Here is a 24,149-nt window from a genome sequence, read left to right as displayed (position 1 = left end):
AGTCCAGGAGTGTCATTTCATAGTCATTGATCGTCAGTGACTACCCAATGATTACCCCTGACATCCATGACGTCAAATCATGCCAACCACATTCAGCTTACATAATCCTACCCCAGGACTGCACTGGTACGTTAGCAAGCCCTTCGGCACGGATCAGATTGCAGCTATCCGCGACCCTCAGGGCGGTCAGACCGTCAAGCAGCCCACGTCGATTCCAAGCCCGTTTGCCAGGATGGACCTCGTCCGGTCAGCTTTCCTGAACCTGGCCCTTAAACCCGATCTGAGCGGCACGGTCAACGACCAGCGCGTCGTTTCGGACTGTCTGGACGTGGGTGAGTTGTTTTTCAACTACGACAAGCTCAAAACCTTTGTCACCATTACGCCCTTCGACGTTCGCACTGATCTCGACCGGCTCCGGCAGTCAATGAACCTGGGCCACCGGCGATTAGGCGACGCCCTGAAGCTGTTTCTGGATCAGGATGCAGCCGAGTATAACTTCCAGGACATCAACCGGCTCTTTATCCTGAGTTACCGGGGGCGGGTTGTAGGCGGTACATCGCCTAAGACGCTGTTTTTCAGCTCCGGCAATGACCTGAGCTGGGTAGACGTATCGATGGGCAACGACCGGCTGTTCGACAGTTCATATATGCCCCTGCACCAGCGCGATATTGAATACCAGAAGTTCTGGTACGCCATCAAGCTGTTCATGCCCAACTTCCGCGACCGGTTCCGCGAGGTAGACGATTACCTCAACCGCAGCCGGGCGCTGTTGCAGCAGCAGAACCCGACGCTGTTTTACGAACATATCGAGTCGCCGAACGGTCAGCCGCTGTTAACGCGTGAGAAATTCGAGACCGACTTTGAAGAGCTGACCACCGGCCCCGGCGACATCGTTGAGGTCCTGGGCTTTCCGTTACGTAAGAAAAAATCGGATGCGCGGGCCATCGATCAGGTCAGCGACTTCATTATCAAGTCGGACAAATACGCCCGGCTGCGTCCCAACCAACCCCGGCCGATGGCGTTGCAGAACCGCTTTTTCCGGCCGTTTACCTACGTACCCCAGGCGCAGTGGAACCCTAATACGCCCGTGCCGTACTACGCCCGCGAGTCGTGGCGCGACAACCAGCGTCCTCTGCCGGGGCAGCCGGGCAACTATCCCTGGCTCACCGTCAGCGACTTTCTGGAGCCGTATCTGGTCCGGCTGCCGTTTCCCATGGACCGGGGCCGGTTCTTCGATGGTAACCTGCAGGCGCCCGCCACCGATAAAGGGTATCTGCTGCCGCTCAAAAAAGACTTCTTCGACTTCTTTGACGTTGAAGACCTGTTCAACGGCCGCGTCCGGTTCAAGATGACCCCGCAGGGTGGGGGCGTCAACGTAACGCTCGACATCCCGGTTACGGCTCCTGGCCAGCCCGGCAATCAGTTCGTTACCTTTGAGCGGCTCTATGCCCCGACCATCGGTGCCCATAATTCAACCGCGCCCAACGAAACCAACAACGAAGGGATTATTGTCGAAAACTCGTTCACGGTTAATATTTATCCGTTCGTACGGTCGGGCAGCGTCCCGGTACCGGCCGACTATCGGGTGCAGCTGATTGAATCGGGTTTCGACAGTCAGAACCAGTACGAACTGAGCTATTTTCAACAGCAGACGAACGCGGTCGTAACGCCCGAGTCGAAGCACCAGCGCACAGTACGTCAGCAGAATACCGACGGTTCGAGCGTGTATTACGTGCTGCGCGAAGAGTTCGATTATCTGCAAACCAACATCCGCGCCGATGGCCGCGAGCTGAACGGGATTCTGATTCCGCGCTGGCAGCAATACAACGGCGGCAGCAAGCAGTTTGCGTTCTCGGTCGATTTTGGCACGACCAATACCCACATTGAATACAGCGTGGATGGCGGAACGCCCCGGCCGTTCGACGTTGCCGAGCTTACCCCGCAGGTGGCAACCCTGGTGAACCCACCGCAGTATAACCCCGCTCTGTTCGAGCTGTTCCTGCTCTACGATCTGGAGTTTGTGCCGCCAACCATTGGTCCCGGTCGGCCGGATAGCTTCCCGACGCGCACGGCCATTGCCGAACCGATGAACCTGAGTTTTAATCAGCAGACGCAGGCGCTGGCCGACTTCAACATTCCGTTCTACGTAGAGCGGCAGCCCGCGGGTTCGAATCGGATTACGACCAACCTGAAATGGGCGAAGAACAACGATCAGACCGAACGGCGCGTGGAAGCATTCCTGGAGGAACTGCTGATGCTGATCAAAAACAAGGTGCTGACCGAGGGCGGCAACCTAACCCAGACAATCGTTTACTGGTTCTTCCCGGCCAGTATGACCCCCGGCCGCGTGAGCCAGCTCCGCACGGACTGGCAGGAACTGTATGGTCGCTACATTGGGGGCGCACCGGGACGGCTGCGCGAAGTATCGGAGTCGGTTGCGCCATTCTATTACTACAAGCAGAATCCTACGCTGAGCGCATCGGCCCGGCCGGTGATTAACGTAGACATTGGCGGAGGAACATCGGATGTAGTAGTCTATGAACGCAACGAGCCTAAGCTGCTGACCTCGTTCCGGTTTGCGGGTAACGCTATCTACGGCGACGCCTTCAGCGAGTACGGTGCGGCCAGCCACAATGGGTTCGTTCGCAAATACGCCGACCGGATTCAGACCCTGCTCGATAGCCAGAGCCTGGGCAACCTGAGCGATAACAACCGGCGTATGCTGGAAACGAACCGCTCGGAAGACATCATGGCGTTCTGGTTCTCCATCGAGAAAAGCAACGACGTAAAGGCCAAAAGTATGCTGTCGTTCAACGGGATGCTGGCCAAAGACGAAGACATGAAAGTGGTGTTCGTCCTGTTCTATACGGCTCTGCTGTACCACATTGCACAGTTGATGAAACACAAGGGCATTGGTCTGCCAGGGGCGATTACGTTCAGCGGAACCGGCTCGAAGGTGCTGACCATCATCAGCTCCGACGATCAGATGCTGGGCAAGCTGGCGCGGGCTATTTTTGAAAAAGTATATGACCAGCCCTACGGCACGAGTGGCCTGACGCTGTTCTACGAGAAGAAAGGCCCGAAGGAAGTGACCTGCAAAGGCGCGCTGATGCAGCCCGCCAACAGCCGCCCCGTCGATACGGAAGCGATCAATTACGTGTACCCGGCGACCTTCAACGACGAATTCCCGACGGTGACCTACGCAGACCTGCATAAACCAGAGGTAATCGATTCACTACTGAAGGAAACCAATGCGTTCATTGACTTCTTTTTTGCCTTGAATCAGCAGTTCAGCTTTGTGCGGAACCTGAACGTATCGGCGCGGTCGCTGGTGGTGGCTCAGCAGGAGTTGCGGACGCACCTGGATACATCGCTCATGGACGGTATTCAGCGCCGGGAAAGCGACATCGCGGCCGAGTACAGCGGTATGACCGATGCCCTGCATGCACCCATTGAAGAGACATTGTTTTTCTATCCACTCATTGGCGCTATCAATAAACTGGCGAACGCCCTGGCTTAGCTATGAATACAGTACGACCAATTGGCCTTCTGGTGGGTGGGTTGCTGGTTGCGGTTCGGCTGGCATCGGCGCAGCCGCCAGGCCCGAACCAGGCCGCTATGGATACACTCACGAAGGAAGTAGCCCTGCGGGTGTTTGCGGATATTCGTCAGCCCAAGGCGCAGGAAATTTATGCGCAGTTGCTGGCGTGCGGGGACGAATGCGATCCGCAGCAGGTGATCCGGAGCGTAGGGGGCTGGGACGCCGTTGGCGCGAAGATGCAGGAGCTTAGTGAGCTGAAAAGTACATCCCGCTTCAATACCATGTCGCCGGCAGAGGCCAACACGGCTATTCGCCAGCAACTGGCGCGGTTCTACGACAAGTATAAAAACGATCGGAACTACGGCCGGCCACTCAGTCCGGCTGCGCAGGCTGACATTCTGGCGAAGATCGACGGTCTGCTGCCACCCGCCACGGCACCCGAACAGCCACAACTGTCGGCTGCTCAGCCGGAGGCCGACGTACCCGCGGATTCGGATACGTTGACGGAGGATGAAAATTCGATTGATGGAACAGACCTCCGAATCAGCCAGCTGGAGCGTCAGGTAAAAAGTGAAGAGGAAAAACGGCTTTGGATGATGATTCTTGGTGCGATTGCGGGGTTAGTGGTTGGAGCAGGAGCGGTGTATCTGCTGGCGTATCGTTCGCTAAAGGCCGAAGTAGAACGGCTGCTGAGCGAGAATGCCCGCCTGAGTCGTTCTGTCGATGCGGCTGCCCAGCGGCCCAGACCCACAAATGAGCCCCGGCAGCCGCCAGCGGACTACAAACAGAAAGCCGACGCCTACGACGCTATCCGTGCCGAACTGGGCAAAGGCGTTGAACCGCTGGCTGCCATTCGGCAGTTAAAGCAGAAGGGTGTGAACCCGGCACCGGCCAATGAACCCGTTACGCGCCCGGTAGTATCGGAACGCAGCGAACCTGTTGTTGCGCCCGTTCCAGCGCCGGAGCCACCTGCGGCTCCAACGCCGACACCACCTGTGCAGATGCAGTCACAGACGACGGCTCGCGGTGATGTCTTTTATTTTCCTCCGCCGGACCCCACTGGTCAGTTTGACAATGCTCAGCAGATGAGCACGCTCTCGCCCGAATCGGCCTACCGGTTCAACGTTCACGCCGACCGGCCAGACACGGCATCGTTCCGGTTTGAAGCGGAGCCGGGTCGCGTAACGCGCTTTCTGACGTACCGCAACTACATGATTGAGCCTGCCTGCGAGAGTGAAAATAGTTTCTCGTCAACGCATACCCGGATCGTCATGCGCCGGGATGGCGAAGCGGCTTTGGAAAACGGAAGCTGGCGGGTAAAAACAAAAGCTCTGATCCGCTACGAATAAGGATTGTATGGACCGAATGAACACGACTCTAAAAGTTGTGGTTCTACGTCTATACGAGTGAATTACACACAAACCGAATAGATAATGTTCTCGCGTTTGTGACCCGCTGTTTGCCGGAAAGGCCGTCCCGCCATTCGGCAAACAGCGGGTCGCTTCGTAGCTAACGTTATCAATCATTTCGCCAATGACCCGACTTATCGTATTAATTTTGCTGCTGGTTAGCACCGTTTATCTCGCTGGCTGCTCGGGCTGCTCCCGGTCGGGTAGTCATACCCCGCGCCGGGCTAAGCGGACAACAGCCGATCAACAGGCCGATGCGCCGGTTCAGACGCCACCTCCTGCGCCGAAGCCAACGCTGAAACAGATCGGCTCCGGCCCCACCGAAGTTGCCATGGAAAAAGAAAACGGCGTCTACAAAGTGCCCGTTACGGTCAATGGCGTACCGATGAAATTTATTCTCGATACCGGTGCCAGCCTGATTTCCATGTCGGCGACGGAAGCGGAGTTTATGTATAAACAGGGAGCCATTACCGACGCCGATATTGTTGGCCAGGCGCGTTTCCAGGATGCAAACGGCGACATCTCGCCCGGTTCGGTAGTTCGGCTGAAGTCGGTGCAGATTGGCGATCGGGTGCTCGAAAACGTAAACGCCAACATTGTGGGCAGTGCCAAAGCCCCGTTGCTGCTGGGCCAGTCGGCCCTGTCGCAGTTCGGTAAAATTTCGGTGGATTACCGGCGCAATGTGGTGACGTTCGACTAGGCTAACGTGTTATGATGGCGACAAGACTCACGCTGAATTACGTATTTGTTTTTTAATGACGGAAACTGAACTGACCGACAAACTCCGCGAAGCCATCGTTCTCGACGGCCCCGATGTGTGGCGAAGTAATGGCTACCTACAGGAAGCGCAGGCCGCTGGCCTATCGCTCGCGGCTGCTCTGAAGCTGGCAAACGAGGTTAGTCAGGAAATCAGCAACAACAGTATTCTGTTCGAGAATATTCAGACCCGCATTGCCCGGCTGGCGCTGCCTTCGCGCAGCCATCTCATAGAACAGGATTTAAACCAGATTGTCAACGCGGCTGTTTCGCTGAAACTGTCGGCCGATTTTGTGCGCAACCGCTGGGTTCCAGCCGTCATGGCACGGCTGGCAAAAAGTTCGGCTCCACAACCCCCCGAACCGCCGGTGACAACTATACCGGTAACGACAACTACCCATTCGGGCGCTTCGGATGCGTTTACAGAGTTAATCGAACGCGAACCGGCACGGCCTGAGCCGGAGAGTCGGCCCGCAGAGCCGGAACTTGTAGTAGCAGAGCCGCCAAAACCTGTATCGCCACCCGTTCCAGAGCCGGTTGCGCCCGTTAACAAGCCAACTGAGCCACCCGCTGAACCGAGCAAACCTGCTGCTCCGCCCGAACCGGCCCCGGTTGTGCGGAAGTTTACGGCCACGCCCGCCAAAGTGCGCAAAGGGCAGGGCGTTACGCTGGAATGGAATGTCGACAATTTGCTGGCCGTCACGATTGATGATTTAGGCGAAGGTTTATCTCCCCAGAACCGGGGCTGGGTAAAACCGACCAAAACGACGGATTACACACTGTTTGACGCTAATAACAATCCGCTTAGTACCGTTCGGGTTGAGGTGATTCCGCCGGATCGGAGTGGGGTTTACGGGGTTCTGTTTGCGCTGGCACTACTGGCACTAATTTACTGGCTAATTCGGAATAACAGCGGAGAACGAATCTCACCTGAGCCGCAGAGACGAACGGAGCGGACGACTTACTCAACCGGATCTGCTTCTCGAACAGGTCGCCAGGCACCAGTTGATGATCAGGAAACAGAAGCTGCCAGTACCCAGACTCTGCCTGGCGACGAATCGTCAACGACCGTAGTGGAGGAAACTAAACCGGTCGAAGAGCCGGCTCAGCCACCCGTTGCCGATAACCCGCCCGCGTCCGAGCCCGAAACTGTGCCTACTACTCCAGCCGATGCCCGGGCGGGTAAGTACGAGGAAGCCTTCGGCGGTAAGCCTTACGATAAGATAGAGTTGGGCACTGATGAGCGCGGCTGGCGACGGGCGCGCAGCAATGGTCGCTGGGGCTTTATTGATGAGAACGATGAGTGGGTCATTCAGCCCGAGTTTGAGGCCGTTACGCCCTTCCGGGGGAATACAGCCGGCGCTTTCCTGAATGGGCAGCTTATAACCATTAACCGAAATGGCGAACGCATCAAATAAGGCTACGGCCCCAGCGTAACGCTTAATTTCTGGAACGACGTCCAGTAGCCGGTTGTTGTCAGACCAATGCCATTGCCGGCCAGCATTTTGAACGGATAGGGGCTGCTGCGTACTTCCCGTTCATTAATATAAAAATGCAGCGCTTCCCCTTTACGCCGGATAATTAGCCGATCCCGATTTCTTTCAAGTAAAATACCCGGTTTAAAGTAGTCGCCCGGCATATAATCGTCGGAAGTTTCGCCATTCGTGACGCGAACGATGGCAATTTCCCCCTTTCCATTCAACAGAAAGGCCGAGTAATTCAGCGAATCCAGAACGCCAAACAGAACGCCACCCGTAGGCACCTGACCTGAATCAGCCACAATGTCGACCTTAATCGTAAACACGTCAGCTATGTTCAGATTAATGTCAACTGGAAGCGGTACAAAGCTAAACGCGGCCTGCTGGGTGTCCATCCGGCGCTTGCGGATGCTGTATTTCCCCAAGCCTATCTGATAATTGTAATCGCCTTTGTTACCGGCTTTCCAGCCGTTCCGGTTGGTGGCAAAATCGCCGGTAAAGGCCGGGCGGAAGCCCGAAGCATTCGTTCGGGTCGAAGCCGTCCGACTGGGCTGCGTTCCTGGTTCCGCCGTTGTATTATTCACTACAGGAACATTATCCGGATAATTGTTCTGCAGCGTCGGCACATTGAAACGAGTCACCGTCGGCTGGGGTGTTGCGGTAACGACTGGCGAGGTAGGGAGTGTGGCTGGCACTACCGATGGTTCACGAACGGTCGGCTCGTCGGCACGGGGGGTAGTAGCCGCAGTGGTTTCCCGGCGCAGACGGGGCGTTCGCTTGAGGGTAACCTTCTGCCAGTCGCTGCTGGCCGAGTAGATGACCGACTTCGGGCGTCGGTTGGGGTCTGTCGACTGCGCCAGGCTGGCTATGGATAGCAGAAAAGAGATCAGTAAGCTAGATAAACGCATGGCGTAATGAATAAAGTCAGATGCAGAAGACCGGGTTGCATCCCTGATGAACCGTTTAAAACGAATAGCGCATAACCGCCGTTGGCTGTCCGGCCTGAATGCCCGGCCGGAACGTAACGGATTGTAATCGACGAGCTTCAGAACGAAGCTGATTGTTACGTAGTCCTCTTAAAAAGGTCAGAATCACGTCGGCGGCTGCCACGGCAATGGCCGTCCGGGTGGCCAGGTAGTACCGATGATAATGGCTGTTGGCCTTCTGGTAATACGGTTCGGCAAGGACTGAATTTTTCTGCCGTTCATAGACCGCAAACTCATCCCGCGATTTTAGGCGTTCAATCAAACCATAGGCCAGCAGGCCATAACAGCCAACGGCGATAAAAGGCCGTAGACCGACTTTCGGATTCGGCGTTTGCACGAAAATGTTCCCGACGCCCGGAGCTACGGCGCTCAGCAGCGCCCAGGCCGGTCCGGCATAGCGTTTCCGTTGCGAGCTTACGTCGGCAGGCTGGGGTATGGTTGCCGGTTCCGTCGGGCTGACAGCTGGCGGGTCGGGTCGGGTAGGCGGCTGGGTCACGGGCCGCGGTTCGGCGGGTGGAGCCGGCCGGGCCGTTACGGTATCTCTGCCAATCACGGTTGGTTCGCTTCGCTTGGGTAGTCTGGGGATCGATGCTGGGTTTAGGGGCGTGGTTACACTAGTTGGCTTTTGCGAGGGTTTTTCCGGTCGGCTGGCAATGGTTGGTTCAGTAGGCAGGGGGGCCGAAGGGGCGGGTAGTAGACCGGTTTTGACCAGTACTGTAGCGCGGATTTCTTCATTGAGGGAATACCCATTGGCCAGCGCGTTCCAGACAATACGCCGTTCGGAGCCGGCCACGATTCGGGTACCGATGTCGCCCCGCACAAACTCGGGCAGAATCCGTAAAGCGCCCCGAAGCCGACTACGAATCTGAAAATAAATCGAGTCGCCCGGACGGGCATTGATCAGATCATACCGAATTTCGACCTGCGATGAATCCACCACGCGGAGCCGAACGTTGCGGACGCGCTCCTGCGCCCGGCTGGTCAGAGTTAGTATCAGAAAAAAGAAACAAAGGAACAGCAGACGCATGGAGAGCTAGTTACGGATGGTAATATCGCGGGTGGTCGTAAACGTATCGTCGCAGGCGTTGACTAGCACCAGCGTAACGATATAGGTACCGGCTTTTTCGTAATTATACGTTACGCGGGGGCCAACCCGATTTTTACCTTTGCCGTCGCCGGGGTCCCAGCCTGCCACCGTGATGTCGCCCTGCGGATTAAACAGAAAAAACGTTACGTCCAGCCGATCGATCGTAACGCCAATCTCGGCCGAGGGTTTGGAACAGACCGGGAAACGCTTACGTTCCAGATCGTAGGGTTCGCATCCCGTCAGAGCCAGTAAGATGATCCCAACAATAAATAGTTTACCCATGGTCGTTGATGGATTAACAGCAAATTACGCAAATACACGCGAACGAATGCGTATCTGAGGAATAAATAGCCGAATCCGGGAATACTGTTGCCTACCGGTTGCAGCTTGGAAGAAACCGGCTTTTTGCGTAGATTTAGCTGCTTGCAGTTGGTGGCTTTCCATAAAAAGTTGGACGGAAACGTCTTGATATCCATGCGCTGGTCTTCTAAAACCAAAGACGAATTAGTAGCCGAAATTCAGCGGCTCCACCACGAACGCGACGGCGCTGTTCTGTCTGATGACGCCCCGCATCCCGACGTTCGCCAGACAGTCGATCAGCTAAATCTGATTGGCGTTACGATTGAGCGCGACGGAGCGCTCAGCTACGCTAATCCTTATACCTACCGCGTTACGGCCTGGCATCCAGATGATATTATTGGGAAAAATTTCTTCGATATTTTTATTCCGCCCGCCGACCGGGCCCGGCTTGAGCTTGAATTTGAGGAAGCGCTGATCAAAGGCGGCTTTCCTGAGCAGCGGGAAGTGAACCTGCTGACCCGCAGCGGAGCGTTTCGCAACGTTCGGCTGAACTCGTTTCTGACCCATGACGATAAAAGTGGCGTATCGTCCTTTACGCTGATTGGTGAGGACGTCACCAACAAACGGCGCGTTGCCTCGGCGCTGTCGAATACCAACGCTCAACTGCAGGATCTGGTCGACAATACGTCTGACTTGATTCAGTTGCTGACGCTCGATGGCAAGTTTATCTTCGTCAATCGGGCCTGGCGCGAGGTGTTGGGTTATAGTTCCGACGAAATTGCCGCCCTGAATCTGCGCGACGTACTCCATCCCGATTATGCCGAAAGTACGCTGACGCTGCTGAAACGGATTCAGGAAGGCGTTAAGCTGCCATATTTTGAAACCGTATTTCGCAACAAGGCCGGTAAAACCATTTTTCTGTCGGGTAGTGTCAACTGCCGGTTCGATAACGGAAAGCCTACCACGTTCCGGTGCATTCTTCACGATATAACGGGCAAGATTCGGGCCGAAAAGTCGCAGAAGTTATACTATAGCATCGCCAACTGGACGATTAACGCCCACAACCTTGACGAGCTTTACCACCGGATTCATGAAGAACTGGGGAACATTATCGAAGCCCGGAATTTCTTCATCGCTCTGTATGATTCCAGCAAAACCTATCTGTCGTTTCCGTATTACGTCGACGAGTACTTTGGCGGTAACATGCGGTTCACTAAACGGAAACTCGGCAACGGCCTGACCGAATACACGATTCGGGCCAATAAGCCCCTGTTTCTGTACGAAAAAGATATCCGCCAGCTCGCCGAGCAGCACAAAATTGATTTGTACGGGCAGCTTCAGCCGAAGGTGATGCTGACGGCGCCCCTGCGCATTGGCGACGAGATTACGGGAATTATAGGCGTAAAGTCCTACGACGACGCCCGAACCTACGGCCCCCGGGATCTGGAACTGCTCGAATTCATTTCGGGACAGGTGGCGCTGGCTATCGCCCGCAAACAGTCGGAGGCCGCCCTCGATAAACAGAACGCCCGGCTGAACGCAATTTTCGACAGCAGTACGTATCTGGTCTGGTCGGTCAACAAGGGGCTGCAACTGACTTCGTTCAACAAGAATTACACGCGGCTAATTGAGAATCAGTTAAGCGAAAAGCCCCGGCTGCACATCAGCGCACCCAAGCAGGGCTGGCGCATGATTGGCGAAGAAAACCGGAGACTGCTGGAAGAAAAATACCGACTGGCCTTCCGGGGCTACGCCCAGAACTTCGAACTGCATTTCGGCAACGACGAAAAAGAGGTCTGGCTGGATTTTCAGCTCAATCCGATCATGCTGGCGGGTGGTCTGATTGAAGAAGTGTCGGGCATTGCGCGTGACATCACGAACCGGAAACGAGCCGAAATCGCTACGCTGCAGAGCGAAGAGAAATTCCGGGGGATTTTCGAAAACCTGCAGGACATCTATGCCCGCGTAGACCGTAAAGGCCGGATTACGATGATCAGCCCGTCGGTGTTCAAACGTATGGGGTACACGCCCGACGAAGTGCTGGGCCAGGACGTAACGCAGTATTTTGTTGACAAGAGCGTCATTCACCGGGCCATGATTAAGCTCGGGCGTAATCGCAGCCTGCGCAACTTCGAGGTCAGCATGCGCCGGAAAGACGGCACTGAACGGCAGTTTATGTTCAATATGCTCCTGCTGCAGGACGACGACGGTCGTTACTCGGTCGTGGCGGTGCTGGCGCGCGACATCACCGAACTGAAGCGGCAGTCGGCCGAACTCGTCAAGGCCAAGGAAGAAGCCGAGCGTTCGCTGAAGGTAAAAGAGCAGTTTCTGGCCAATATGAGCCACGAAATCCGTACGCCAATGAACGGCGTGATCGGTATGATTGACCTGCTTAACGATACCCGCCTGGACGATGAGCAGCGCAGTTACGTTAAAACCATCAAACGCTCGTCGGAAACGCTGCTCAACATCCTGAACGATATTCTGGACCTGTCTAAAATTGAAGCGGGCAAGATGGTGCTGCACGAAGCGCCGATCGAATTCCGCGAAATTTTTGAGAAGCTGATTGCCCTGTTCGGCCAGCAGGCCAATTCCAAAAACAACGAGCTTAGCTACCATCTCGATCCGGCGCTGCCTAAGTTCGTAATTGCCGACCAGACGCGGCTGCTGCAGATTCTGTCGAATATGACCTCTAACGCCATTAAGTTTACCGAGAACGGTACCATTCGGGTTGAGGCTAATCTCATCAGCAAGCACGGTAAATTCAACCGGATTCGGGTAGGCGTAAAAGACTCCGGCATCGGCATCTCGGCAGCCAATATTAACCTGTTGTTCAATTCCTTCAGTCAGGTCGATACATCGTCGCGCAAGTCGTTTGGCGGCACGGGGCTGGGCCTGGCCATCTCGAAAGAACTGGCGCATCTGATGAAAGGTGACGTGGGCGTAGAGTCGGAAGTAGGGCAGGGCAGTACGTTCTGGTTCGAGATTGAACTGAAAGAAACGTCGATCAGTCCGACGCAGCAGACCACCGAAGTGGCTGAAATTGCGCTGGCCAACTTCTTCAGCGATTACCACCCGAACGTATTGCTGGTCGACGACAACGCCGTTAACCGCAAGGTAGCCAGCGAGATTCTGCGGAAGGCCGGTTGCATCGTTACCATTGCCGACAGTGGTCCGGCGGCCATTGCGGAGGTGCAGAAAGGCGAAGAGAAACGAGCCAGGGGCGAATTTGCGGGATTCGACGTTATTTTCATGGACATTCAGATGCCCGACATGGATGGTGTCGAAACGACCCGCCATCTGCGCGCGCAGTTCGGGCTGCAACTCCCAACGGTTGTCGCCATGACGGCCTACTCAATGCGCGAAGACCGGGAACGCTTCATCAGTCAGGGCCTCGACGATTACATTGCCAAGCCGATCCGGGCGCAGAGTCTGATCGCTAAAGTAAAGGAAATTGCGGATGCCAGCCGGGCGAAACGCGGGAGCGCACCAGCCAGTCCGGCGCCGGAACCAGTCGTTGCCGGAGAGTCTGCGCTGCCGATCATTGACCCCGAAATTGTTGGCCAGCTCCGCGACATTGGCGGGCAGGAACTCGTCGACAGCATCATGGAGGAGTTTGTTGTCGAAGCCACCGACCTGGTTAAAGGCGCGGTAGATGCCTACGCGCTGGGCGATATTCCGACCGTGAAAAGTCACCTGCATACGCTCAAAGGCAGTGCCGGAACCATTGGCGTGTCGCGCATGGCCGACATAGCCCGCACCGCCGAAGGAAAACTTAAGCTAAACGATACAAGTGGGTTATCTGAAGCCTTGCAGGCGCTGGAGCGATCATTTACCGAGTTCCTGCAAGAGCGTGAAACTGTGAAAACGTAACGAACGCAAGCTAATAATAAAGCCCTCAGGCTTGCTCTGGTCAACGTAACGTTACGTTGACCAGAGCAAGCCTGAGGGCTTTATGACAGGATTAGAAGTTGAGCTATAGATTACTCACGTACAGGAAATCGGTGTAGCTGTCGTTCCAGATCCTGAATGGCTCCCTGTAATTCACGTTTATCGGGCGTAACGGGTAAATAAAACGGTGCGGTGCCGCGTTGCCAGTTAGGCAGGGCATCCGAGCCGAGTTTAATCCGAAACCGGTAGTCGCCATTACCCATCGAGATGTTGTTAAACCCTAAAGCTGGTTCAACAAACGACAGTTTAGGCGAAAGTTCGTGCTCATCCGCAATTGCGCGCATCCACTTCAGCAGTAACTCCAGCTCCCAGGTAGAAAGAATCGGCGCCGTGCGAACGCATTGGTGATCGCGGTAACGGGTTCTTAGGCTGACAATAAGCCAGTTACGGTCCATAAAGGACGGAGAGTCGCTGCATTCATAGTCCAGAATGTTCAGCTCAAAAATGCCATCGGGTCCGGTCAGTCTCATAGGCGTAAAAGAGGAAGGTTCGTAAAGAAGGCAAAAAGTTCAACTCAAAACGAAGTGCAAACCAGAGGATAAATCAACCGTTAAGGACAAACGGCTACCAACGTTACTAAAAGGCGGAAGTCAATAAGAATCATTGAGTTGAGGGATTAAACTTACTAAAAAAATCGCATAAGCTGAACCGGATAATTGATTTTTTTTGCGAGTTTTTTGAAAAATACCGCTACGGATGCACTAGGCTATTTAAAGTCATCCGAGTTGGGGAGGTGCCTGTTGGATCAGGGCTTTTTTTGCGTTTGCGTATTAAATGCTAATTTCACCACGCTAAACATAACACGATCCCCAAGCCCTATGTCAGCTTCCAAACGCGTCCTGATTGCCGAAGATAGCTCCGTTATCCAGAATCTGGCCCGCAAGATCCTTGAGTTTCAGAACTATGACATCACTGCCGTAAAGAATGGCGAACAGGTGCTGCAGATTCTGGAAAAGGAAGATTTTAGTATCCTGCTGTTAGACATCAACATGCCCATTATGGACGGTATGGAATGCGTTCGGCGCGTTCGTGCCATGTCTGATCAGGAAAAAGCGACAGTTCCCATCGTTGCCATTACGGGTAACGCCAAAAACTATACAGAAGAAGAGTTCAAAACGGCCGGCTTCAACGACGTACTGGTTAAACCACTCAACTTCGACCGGCTGGTAGAAGTGGTTAATCAGTTGACGGATAAATAATTGAGCGAAAGAATGAAAGAGTGAACGAGCGAATGTTCTGCATGAGCCAGTCACTCTTTCGCTCGTTCACTCTTTCGCTTCGTATGGTCATTACACTGCTGGGTACAGGAACGTCGTCGGGAGTGCCGTTAATTGGGTGCGAATGTGCGGTATGTCGCTCAGTAGACTATCGGGACAAGCGTCTTCGGTCGTCCGTCCATATTTCTGTAGAAGGCCGCAGTTTTGTTATCGATACCGGCCCAGATTTTCGCCAGCAGGTGCTCCGGCTGGACCTGAAGCAACTCGACGCGGTCCTGTTCACCCACGAGCATAAAGATCATACGGCCGGTATGGATGAGGTTCGGGCTTATAACTTCCGGTCTGGACACGACATGCCCATCTACGCCCGCCAGTCGGTGCTGACGCAGCTGGAGCGCGAATTTTCCTATGTGTTTGCCGAGCACAAGTACCCCGGCATCCCTCGAATCCGGGCTCATGAGATTACCAATACCTCTTTTGAAGTGATGGGTGTGCAGATTGTGCCTATTGAAGTGATGCACCACAAACTGCCCGTTTTCGGCTTTCGGGTCGGCGACTTTACGTACCTGACCGACCTCAATTATATTTCTGACGAAGAGCTGGAAAAAGTCTACGGCACAAAGGTGCTGGTCCTCGACGCGCTGCAACGCCAGCCCCATATTTCGCATTACACCCTCGATCAGGCGGTTGCCATGGCCGGGCGTATCGGCGCCGACCGGACTTATTTCACGCATATCAGCCACAAACTGGGTATGCACCGTGAAGTTGAAAAAGAGCTCCCACCCAGCATTCGCCTAGGGTACGATGGCTTGCAGATCAAGCTTTGATTTGGACTAACTGGTCGAAGGACAAAGCTGCTTCGGCCGGTGTCCCCGACAAACCAATTCGTTAGACCCCGCGTTACCTCTAGACATGAGTAACCGCCCGATGCTAACCCGCATTAAGTCATCCCGAACGTTTTCTGATGCTTTATTAAGTCGCTACCGGCAGCAGGGCGATGAACCCGCCGATGCGGTCATTGCGGCTGTTGTTGACGACAGCGGTTCAGTCGGTTTACGGCGACTAATGGGCTGGCTGACCGATACCAGGGATTTTGCGCTGGATGAGCAGCCGGCTGTCGTTCAATCCTTTTTTGTCAATTACGCTAACCTGCCTTTATGGGCTGATCCGGAGCGGATGCAGCATGGAATGGCGTTTTTTCGCAAACAGGCGGGGCTTATTGGCCTGACGTTAGGCTGCTTTTCACTGCCCTACTGCTACCTCGGTGCCAACGGAGCCCAAGTGCTCTGGCTAACTGAACGGATTAAGAACGATACCAGCCGACGTTTGCAGGAAACCGGTGAGTGGGTCTTTGCCGTGAATAACCCGAAGGAGTGGGCGAGTGGCCAGGCCATTGCCCGAACCCTCAAAATTCGATTGATCCATGCCGGAGCCCGCTGGTTCTCGCTGCACAGTGGCCGCTGGAACGACGCCTGGGGAATGCCTGTCAACCAGGAAGATATGGCCGGAACCAACCTGGCGTTTTCCTACATTGTCCTGCGGGGCTTGCGTCAGATAGGGAAGAGTTTGGCTACCCAGCTGCCAACGGAGCAGGATGAGGAGGAATACCTGCACCATATCAATGTCATCGGCTATCTCAATGGCGTTGCCGAAGAGTTACTCCCCCAAAATCTGCGGGAAGCATACCGACTGGACCAAACCATTGCCCAACGCCAGTTTGCGCCTTCGGAAGCGGGTGCGGGATTGACTAAGGCGCTGCTAAACGCCATTGCCGCGGTAAGTAAACAGGACCGGCCCGAATCAGTCCGGAACCTGGCAGCCGGGGAAATGCGTTTCTTCTTGGGCGATCAGTATGCCGACTGGCTTGCCGTACCAAAAGCGCCAGTCGAAACCCGACTGGCGGGACTCGTCAATCGACTGCCCATTTTCCCGAATACATTTCCGCTGTGAAGCCCGTATGGCCTGGAGGTTGGCAAACGCGCACAGTGATCCTACACAGACATGTCTATACTCCAGTTAGAACCCATTGCTGCCCTGGCGACCGCCCCAGGTATCGGAGCCATTGCCGTTATCCGGGTTTCCGGCGAGGGCGCTATCCAGCTGACAAACCGCATCTTTCGGGGTAAAGATCTTACCCAGCAGCCTAGCCACACCGCCCATTTTGGCACGCTGCGTAATTCCGACGGCGGCATCATCGATGAGGTGCTGGTTACGGTATTTCGGACGCCAAAATCATTCACCAAAGAAGATGTTGTTGAGATTTCATGTCATGGTTCTGAGTTTATCATCCAGCAAATCCTGCGTCGGCTGACCCAGGAAGGTGTCCGGCTCGCCCGGCCGGGCGAGTTCACCCAGCGTGCTTTTTTGAACGGCCAGTTTGATCTGGTACAGGCCGAAGCCGTCGCCGACCTGATTGCGTCCGACTCCGACGCCAGCCACCGGGCCGCTCTGACCCAGCTGCGCGGAGGTTTTTCCAAACAGCTCAAAACGTTACGTCAGCAACTGATTGATTTTGTGGCGCTGGTTGAGCTGGAACTGGATTTCGGCGAGGAAGACGTTGAATTTGCGCACCGCGATCAGCTTCGGCAACTCATGCTTGATATTCGGCGGGTGCTGCATCCGCTGATTGAATCGTTTTCGGCGGGAAATGTTATCAAGAATGGGGTGCCAACGGTCATTGTTGGTAAGCCTAACGCGGGCAAATCAACCCTGCTGAATGCCTTACTGAACGAGGAAAAAGCGATCGTGTCGGATATTCCCGGCACCACCCGCGACGTAATTGAGGACGAACTGTTCATTGACGGTATCCGGTTCCGGCTGATCGACACGGCAGGTCTGCGGCTGGCCACCGACCAGATTGAAGCCATAGGCATCGAGCGAACGCAGCAGAAAATGCGCGATGCCACCCTGGTCGTTTACCTGTTCGATGCCAAGAACATTACCCCCGACGAACTGCAAACCGCCGTTGCCGACGTACGCGAATCAGGCAAGCCGTATTTGCTGGTAGGCAATAAGCTCGACGCCCTGTCAGACGGCAAACGCCAGGTGCTGGAAGAAGTAGCGGGCGAGCGTATCGTCTGGATTTCGGCCGCCCGGCAAACGCATCTGGATGATCTGAAATCTACGTTATCGGCTCGCGTCCGGACTGATGCAGCCGTGCAGACAGGCAGCGCCGTAGTGACCAACGCCCGCCACTACGAACACCTGACCGGCACCGACGAAGCTTTGGCCCGGGCGCTAAACGGGCTGGACACCGGCACAACCCCCGACTGGCTTGCCATGGACCTGCGCGTAGCCCTTCAGCACTTGGGTGAGCTAACCGGCCAGATCACCACCGACGATCTTCTGGATTCCATTTTCAGCAAGTTCTGTATCGGAAAGTAACTATAGTGAGGCATCATGCTAAGAAGGACATTCTATCCTATTGTAATGCTATTCTCTATTGAATTTAGATGAATGTCCCGAATACGACAGACTTAGTCCCCAATTTGAAAGTGATTCAATTAGCGTAATCAGATATTTGCTGATGCAAGTCAATAATACATCGTCATGGATAATGAGCTAGCATATGATAGATGTACACTACGAATTCGTATAAGGTAAGTTTTTGCCCTACTATATATAAGGCTATGCTACTATAGGTATGAAGGGCTTAATAGTAGGGTAGTGCTTGTCTACCGAGAAATAAATTAAGTTTCTAGAAACGCTTTCAATTGGGATAATAGGGCACAATGTACCCTAATCCAAAAAATTGTGACTATGTTTAAATCTATTTTTGCATAGCACAAGAGTTGAGCGAATAGACTTGTAAGCATTATTTATTGAGCCAATAAAATATATATGGTGTTGGATTGGCTTAATATCAACTGAAAAACAAGATGAAATACGGATACTTCTTTTTGTTGATTGCTTCACTTACTCAGAGTGCCTGCAGCCAAAAAGCTTTAGTACGCTTCTCGCAGAAACCACCAGAACTGGTTTCTGCAGATGTGTTAACCGAAATCATGTTGGTTAATAAATCTCCTAAAATTGTGCTTAGGGTCCCCATTACCCGTAAAGGCGTAACGAATACCCAAGGCACAGGTAATCAACAATCGGGGGTGGTAAATCCAGTCGTTGTCAGGCAAATCAATAATGGACGATCGAAGGCTAGAATACAGTATGTTGAATCTCAATACGATGAGACCGCTCTCTATAATGCTATTGAGAAACAGCTTTTTAAAGAGGGATTTAGCGTTCGGGATCGTGGTTTATTCAATGAAGTACTCGATGATAATCAAAGTATAGATTACTCTAAGATAACAGCGCTGACCAATACGGATTTAATTCTTGAACTTGTTCGAATTGATAATCTGGTTGGGTATACTACTAACGTATGTTATGCTGATGACGAAGAAAAACCGATAAACGGTTATCGTACTGTAGGCGCGTCAGTGGAATTTAAACTGGTTCATGTCAAAACCAACGAAATAGTTGGCTCCTATAAAATACATTATACTCCCTGTCTGGATGGGTGCCGTGGATTGTATAGAAAGGGGAGCCCCCGAGGACATTTTACTGACAGCCCCTGGTTAAAACCAGGCGAGTTGAGACAACTACAGAAACTCAGTCGGAAACCTCAGGAAACACTGGATCAGGACGAACTGGAACTGTTCATAGCTAATGCCACTCATCAGTTAGTGCAAACCATGCGCTAGCATTAAACTAGACTACATGAGAAAACTTCTACTTTTTACATATTTGCTGGTAGGTATTACATCTAAGCTTCTGGCTCAGGAAGTAATTTATACGGCGAATGGTAACCGACTTGACAACGCACGGCTTACGGATATAGCCGACGATCGGATTACATTCACCGTGCAGCAGAGCGATAAGCTCAGCACATACAGTTTCCAGAGGCAGAACATACTGGTTGCTTTCAGGAAAGGTAATTTCCTGGTCATTGAAAAGCTCAGCGCTGATCAGACCCAAGCCAAAAAAGAACTGGAAACTTTTTTGACAGCAACTGCCTGGCAGGATAAAGACTTCTTGCTGCGTGCTGTTCCATTTGAAGTCATTCCGGCAAAAATTTCGTATGAGAATGATGCTATCGTTAACTACCTGACGAATGAGGGAAAATCAGCTTCAATCTCCAAGGGAGAGCTCATTGCCATCCTTTATAATGATGGACGGCATAGCCTGATTCGGGACGCAGGCGAAGTTGCTCAACTACTGGCTACCGTAAAAAAACCACTGGTTGCTACTCCACAGACGCTTTCACCTCCAGCCAATATAACTACTACTTCAGGTACCCGAACTGATCCAGTTCCGGTAACCCCTCCTCAACCAGAGGAGCCTAGTTCATCGTCGGTTACGTCATCTACTATTAATAGGGTTAATAAACTGGTCTTAAGCGCTGCAGACTATCAGTATTACCGCAAAAAGGCTCTTGATAAGGTAGAGGAATTTGCTTCTTACCTGAAAATTATTGCAAACAAATCGTACTCTGATTACGAAAGAAACCAGGCAATTGACCAGGCTGTAAGCTTGTTCATGCCAGCCGCTACTATGGAAGTAACTTCCAAGAGCCAACCCGGCTCACGTCGGTATCCTATTCGAACCTATCTGACCAACTTAAAGCGGTTAAACTATAGGTCCGTTGACATTCAGTGGACTCAAATAGAATACCTCAAAGAGCTTTCTCAGGCTGCAGACGGGAACTACTACGGAGTGATAACGGGTCAGCAAACCTTTGTTGGTTATGGGAATAATACAGTCTATAGTGATATTACTCAAAAGAACGTTCGTGTAAAACTTGAACGGTACGTTAAAACGGAAGACGGACAAGACGAAGTTAAGTGGGGGTTGTTGCTGGGCTCTATTGGTGTATCTGCTCAATACTAAGAATACCCTTGATCAGATTCTTAACGATATGGCTATCTGTAATTTCTTTGCTGGCACAAGGTCAGCAAGTAGATTCATCGTGTTTTCGTTTACAGGGAAGGCTAATTGATCTTGCCACTCACCAGCCGCTAAACGCAGCCCAATTAGTGGCGAAAACTCTTAACGGTCGGCAGAAGATAAGCACAAGTAGCCAATCGGGTACGTTCTCGGCGGCCTTGCCCTGTGGCACAACGGATCTGTATATCGAACGAATCGGTTACCGATCACACACTATTCCAATTCGTCTGTTCCCCAGTCAGCAGAATATGCCTGTTACTGTTCTAATCCCCTTAATACCCGTTGATAGGCAGAATCAGGATAAGCCTTATCTGCAAACGGAGCAGACCAGTTATGTGCAAACGGACAGTATAACTGACCAATCTGTCAGGGACAATAACCGTGTTCAGCATAATACGTTTCTGATTACTGATGCGATTCAAGGTAAACCACTTTCGGCTACGGTCTGCCTTTTCTACACGAAAACGGGAGAGAAACGTTGTCTGGGCACCAACGCACAAGGCTGGCTTCAGCGCGATTTTGACCAGAAAGATATTATCGCGTTAGAGATTCGCTCCATTGGCTATCAACCCTACGATGGCAATCTGATTGTTGAGCAGTTAAATGGACAATTTCTACGCCATGAAATACGGCTGCAGCGTGAATTGACTTTGTTTTCTGTTAATGCGCCCGAAGCAACGCGGTGTGAATTACGAACAAAAGCAAAAACTGTTGCCTTGGTAGCTATGACAGGCTACCCGCATCAGTACGTAGCCTACGATTTAAGCCCAGGGCCGTATGAATTGGTGGTAAACTACGGTGTTCAGGTAATCCGCCAACCGGTTCACCTGAACACGGGGTTAAATTATATGTCGGTTGACCAACCGTCTATGAATCCAGTATCGACACCTGCACCCGTTTCCCCGTCGGTACCCGTGGCTGTTAAGGCAACAGTAGAACCGTTGATGACGCTTCCTGACTCGTTACCCATGATTTATTTTGAGCAGGGCAGCTACCAGCTACGTCCCGATTCGCAGGATGTACTACGGCAGATAGCTCAATATATGAAAAGTCATCCAGCGTACACGCTTCAGATTACTGGCCATACTGACAATGTAGGCAACCCCCAAATTAATCAGACTCTGTCCATATACCGGGCGCTTGTCACGGCAAGATTCTTAGCCAACCTGGGTGTCGCCGAAAACTTACTGACAAAAGATGGCATTGGCAGCCGTCAGCCCATCGCACCTAATGATACTGAAGATAATAGAGCGCTTAACCGGCGGGTATCATTAAAATTAAGGACAGCTCAATGAAAAAACATTATTCAACCAGGCTCTTTCTCAGCTTTATTCTACTGGCTGGTGCTATCGGGTGCCACCAGGAGCCGATTATACCAAAGTCTGCCATTCCTGGAACTTGCCAGATATACCGAATCGCTGTCGTCAACGAAGGTATCCGTGATACAACAACTTACATCTATAATGGCTTCGGTCACGTTGAGGAGGTTACGTATCGCCAATGGACAAACGGTATCATGACAACCAATAGCCGACAGAATTTTACGTACTCGGCTGACCATTATCTGGTTTCCCAGGTCGATCAAACGACGGCTTACACAGCGGGGGGGAGTTCGACACGGGATAGTAAAGGCTATATCTATACTTACCAGGACGGGCTTATCCAGCAAGTGGCCATAGGCAATGCTCTTTCAGGACAAACGCTTGGCTATACTAAATATACCTACGAAAACGGTAAGCTAAAAACATACGTCGAGACCAACGCGCAGCAACAACCCGTTCGGAGCTATACCTTCGACGGTACTGGTAAGCTAGTACAAGTTAACGAAGCAGGAACGACAACAGCGGTTGTCACCAACGGGAAAATCACGAAGCGGATACTAAATAACGGAACTACAATAGCTTATCAGTTTGATAATAAGGGGCAGCTTGTAAGTGACTCTACCGCATTAGCCGGTAGTCAGATAATGCGTACATACTCCTACGATAACTATCCCTACTGGAATAAAACACAACTCCAGTTTCGCGGTATCCCATCACCCGATCTTGGCGGGCATACCTTCGTTCACAATCTAATAGCGAACACAATCGTGCAAACGCAAAACGGACGTTTCGTTCAGAATCAGAAGTTCGAATACAGACGCACATACACGAAAACGGGCTATACATTAGGCTATGCCAGAAGCGACGGAGCCCGACAGAATATTGTTTACACCAACTGCATATGAGAAACACGTTTATCTTCTTTTTACTAATCCTGATAACGATCGGAACGCCGGTGCTAGGACAGAATGGCGCTAAAAAGATTTACGTTGCTCAGGTTAACAACAGCGATACAACCATTACCAAACGAGACCGGGATGAAATTACTTTCCAGGCTAAGACTACTATCAATAATCTAAAAGAATTATTGGAGCTTGTAACATCCACAATTCCAAGCGAGGCTGAGTTGGATAAAGCCATTAAAGATAGTTACCTGCCTAACTCAAATCAGCTCTTTTATAATGATGCGATTGTTATAGAAGATGACATTGACCCAAAGCATACATCGTCAACAAACACCGCAGACCTACCGGTAGACCGGTACTTAAAAAACTTGGCTATATATTATTCGAAGTCCGATACATCAACAATCAAGTTCTCTCCAGCGCTCATTACAACACTTATCGAAGGCAAATCGTATCCATATATCAAGGCTTTTTTTACGTCAACGTTTAGCGGAAAGTATATCGATCCTCAAAACAGTCAATCCGATAGTTATTACCAGACGGTGCAGCGCGTTGCTGAGTTGCGGGTACAGAAAATTGACGGTAAATGGCGTACCTATATTGTGCGTCTTGGATTCCTCCAACCGGGCGAAGGGCTTACGAGCGAGACAAAGTCAGTTGTTGTCACAACAACTGGACCGGCTAAGCCTATTGCCAGTAAACTGGTTCTATATAGAAGTAGTAATACAGGTAAGGACTCTGTTACAGTCAAATGGGATAACAGATGGCTTAATGTTGTCCGTTCGACTACGGAACAAGTTCCGGTGGGTTTCTATCAGTACCGAAAGATTGATAATACCAGTCAAGCTTTTGTCAGCATTACCCTATCTAATAGCGACCAAAATCTAGCTTTCAGAGCGCCTAATGGGTCGATTTCGACTTTCAGTAAGATAGCTCCAACTCGACGCTTAACAGCCTTGCTTCAGATTATTGCTGGAACGGCTGCGTTAGGTGCCAGCTATGCCGGGTACAGTTGGCTTCAACGTAATTATAATGACTATACGAGCCAGCTTACGTCGCTTAATGCAGAATACGCAATCTGGAAAACTCTTTCTCAGCAACCCGGCGAATCGCCAGCTGCATCTATGCCATTTAACAATTATGCCCAACCGGGTATTTACGCTGTTTACGGCGGTGGCATTGTCGGCAGCGGACTAGTCCTCAATGGTATCCGTCAACTGTTAAAAGCTAGTAAACATCGAAGCGTACGATAGTAGG

The 24,149-nt window shown here is 52.3% G+C and carries 18 protein-coding genes; 14 read left to right on the top strand and 4 right to left on the bottom strand.

The window, feature by feature from the left end; all coding sequences use genetic code 11:
- Positions 1-79: 79 nt before the first annotated feature.
- The 4 genes from HNV11_RS16155 (at position 80) to HNV11_RS16140 (ending at position 7,124) form a co-directional block, all read left to right on the top strand.
- Entirely contained in the window at positions 80-3,520 is a 3,441-nt protein-coding gene (locus HNV11_RS16155; RefSeq protein WP_171740643.1) for an acetate and sugar kinases/Hsc70/actin family protein, read from the top strand.
- 2 nt (positions 3,521-3,522) lie between these two features.
- The gene (locus HNV11_RS16150) at positions 3,523-4,890 is read left to right on the top strand and encodes a hypothetical protein (protein ID WP_240163486.1); all 1,368 of its coding nucleotides are present in this window, start codon (positions 3,523-3,525) and stop codon (positions 4,888-4,890) included.
- 184 nt (positions 4,891-5,074) lie between these two features.
- The gene (locus tag HNV11_RS16145; RefSeq protein ID WP_171740642.1) at positions 5,075-5,650 is read left to right on the top strand and encodes a retropepsin-like aspartic protease family protein; all 576 of its coding nucleotides are present in this window, start codon (positions 5,075-5,077) and stop codon (positions 5,648-5,650) included.
- 55 nt (positions 5,651-5,705) lie between these two features.
- Entirely contained in the window at positions 5,706-7,124 is a 1,419-nt protein-coding gene (locus tag HNV11_RS16140) for a WG repeat-containing protein (protein ID WP_171740641.1), read from the top strand.
- A 2-nt stretch (positions 7,125-7,126) separates the two neighbouring features.
- Here HNV11_RS16140 and HNV11_RS24010 read toward each other — a convergent pair whose 3' ends face one another.
- Genes HNV11_RS24010 through HNV11_RS16125 form a run of 3 tightly spaced genes read right to left on the bottom strand, consistent with a single transcriptional unit; the run spans position 7,127 to position 9,539 of the window.
- Positions 7,127-8,092 carry a hypothetical protein gene (locus HNV11_RS24010; protein WP_240163484.1) on the bottom strand — a complete coding sequence of 322 codons (966 nt, stop codon included), beginning with the start codon at positions 8,090-8,092 and terminating at the stop codon, positions 7,127-7,129.
- A gap of 55 nt (positions 8,093-8,147) precedes the next feature.
- Positions 8,148-9,197 (bottom strand): hypothetical protein, encoded by a 1,050-nt coding sequence (locus HNV11_RS16130; RefSeq protein ID WP_171740640.1) that lies wholly within the window; start codon positions 9,195-9,197, stop codon positions 8,148-8,150.
- A gap of 6 nt (positions 9,198-9,203) precedes the next feature.
- Complete coding sequence (locus tag HNV11_RS16125; protein WP_171740639.1) at positions 9,204-9,539, bottom strand: PKD domain-containing protein; 336 nt, start codon at positions 9,537-9,539, stop codon at positions 9,204-9,206.
- Between the two features lie 192 nt (positions 9,540-9,731).
- Between HNV11_RS16125 and HNV11_RS16120 the strand changes: the two genes are divergently transcribed.
- Positions 9,732-13,430, top strand: a complete 3,699-nt coding sequence (locus HNV11_RS16120; RefSeq protein WP_171740638.1) for a PAS domain S-box protein — start codon at positions 9,732-9,734, stop codon at positions 13,428-13,430.
- A gap of 110 nt (positions 13,431-13,540) precedes the next feature.
- Here HNV11_RS16120 and HNV11_RS16115 read toward each other — a convergent pair whose 3' ends face one another.
- Positions 13,541-13,978, bottom strand: coding sequence for a WapI family immunity protein (locus HNV11_RS16115; RefSeq protein ID WP_171740637.1), 438 nt, complete (start codon positions 13,976-13,978; stop codon positions 13,541-13,543).
- A 348-nt stretch (positions 13,979-14,326) separates the two neighbouring features.
- Here HNV11_RS16115 and HNV11_RS16110 point away from each other — a divergent pair, with 348 nt between their 5' ends.
- The 9 genes from HNV11_RS16110 (at position 14,327) to HNV11_RS16070 (ending at position 24,145) form a co-directional block, all read left to right on the top strand.
- Positions 14,327-14,707 carry a response regulator gene (locus HNV11_RS16110; RefSeq protein WP_171740636.1) on the top strand — a complete coding sequence of 127 codons (381 nt, stop codon included), beginning with the start codon at positions 14,327-14,329 and terminating at the stop codon, positions 14,705-14,707.
- An 83-nt stretch (positions 14,708-14,790) separates the two neighbouring features.
- Positions 14,791-15,552 (top strand): MBL fold metallo-hydrolase, encoded by a 762-nt coding sequence (locus tag HNV11_RS16105; protein ID WP_171742209.1) that lies wholly within the window; start codon positions 14,791-14,793, stop codon positions 15,550-15,552.
- An 85-nt stretch (positions 15,553-15,637) separates the two neighbouring features.
- Positions 15,638-16,675 (top strand): oxygenase MpaB family protein, encoded by a 1,038-nt coding sequence (locus HNV11_RS16100; RefSeq protein WP_394353867.1) that lies wholly within the window; start codon positions 15,638-15,640, stop codon positions 16,673-16,675.
- Positions 16,676-16,726: 51 nt separating this feature from the next.
- Complete coding sequence (gene mnmE, locus HNV11_RS16095; protein WP_171740635.1) at positions 16,727-18,109, top strand: tRNA uridine-5-carboxymethylaminomethyl(34) synthesis GTPase MnmE; 1,383 nt, start codon at positions 16,727-16,729, stop codon at positions 18,107-18,109.
- A 494-nt stretch (positions 18,110-18,603) separates the two neighbouring features.
- The gene (locus HNV11_RS16090) at positions 18,604-19,422 is read left to right on the top strand and encodes a hypothetical protein (RefSeq protein WP_171740634.1); all 819 of its coding nucleotides are present in this window, start codon (positions 18,604-18,606) and stop codon (positions 19,420-19,422) included.
- A 16-nt stretch (positions 19,423-19,438) separates the two neighbouring features.
- Positions 19,439-20,608 (top strand): hypothetical protein, encoded by a 1,170-nt coding sequence (locus HNV11_RS16085; RefSeq protein WP_171740633.1) that lies wholly within the window; start codon positions 19,439-19,441, stop codon positions 20,606-20,608.
- Between the two features lie 8 nt (positions 20,609-20,616).
- Positions 20,617-21,960 (top strand): OmpA family protein, encoded by a 1,344-nt coding sequence (locus HNV11_RS16080; RefSeq protein ID WP_171740632.1) that lies wholly within the window; start codon positions 20,617-20,619, stop codon positions 21,958-21,960.
- The gene (locus HNV11_RS16075) at positions 21,957-22,892 is read left to right on the top strand and encodes a hypothetical protein (protein ID WP_171740631.1); all 936 of its coding nucleotides are present in this window, start codon (positions 21,957-21,959) and stop codon (positions 22,890-22,892) included. Before HNV11_RS16080 ends, HNV11_RS16075 begins: the two co-directional genes overlap by 4 nt.
- A complete protein-coding gene (locus tag HNV11_RS16070) occupies positions 22,889-24,145 on the top strand; it encodes a hypothetical protein (protein WP_171740630.1) in 1,257 nt (418 codons plus the stop codon). Before HNV11_RS16075 ends, HNV11_RS16070 begins: the two co-directional genes overlap by 4 nt.
- The last annotated feature ends 4 nt before the right edge of the window (positions 24,146-24,149 follow it).

The sequence above is a fragment of the Spirosoma taeanense genome, from assembly GCF_013127955.1.
GTDB lineage: Bacteria > Bacteroidota > Bacteroidia > Cytophagales > Spirosomataceae > Spirosoma > Spirosoma taeanense.
Note: the sequence above shows the minus strand (reverse complement) of the source record. Positions and strands in the feature narration are given on the sequence as shown.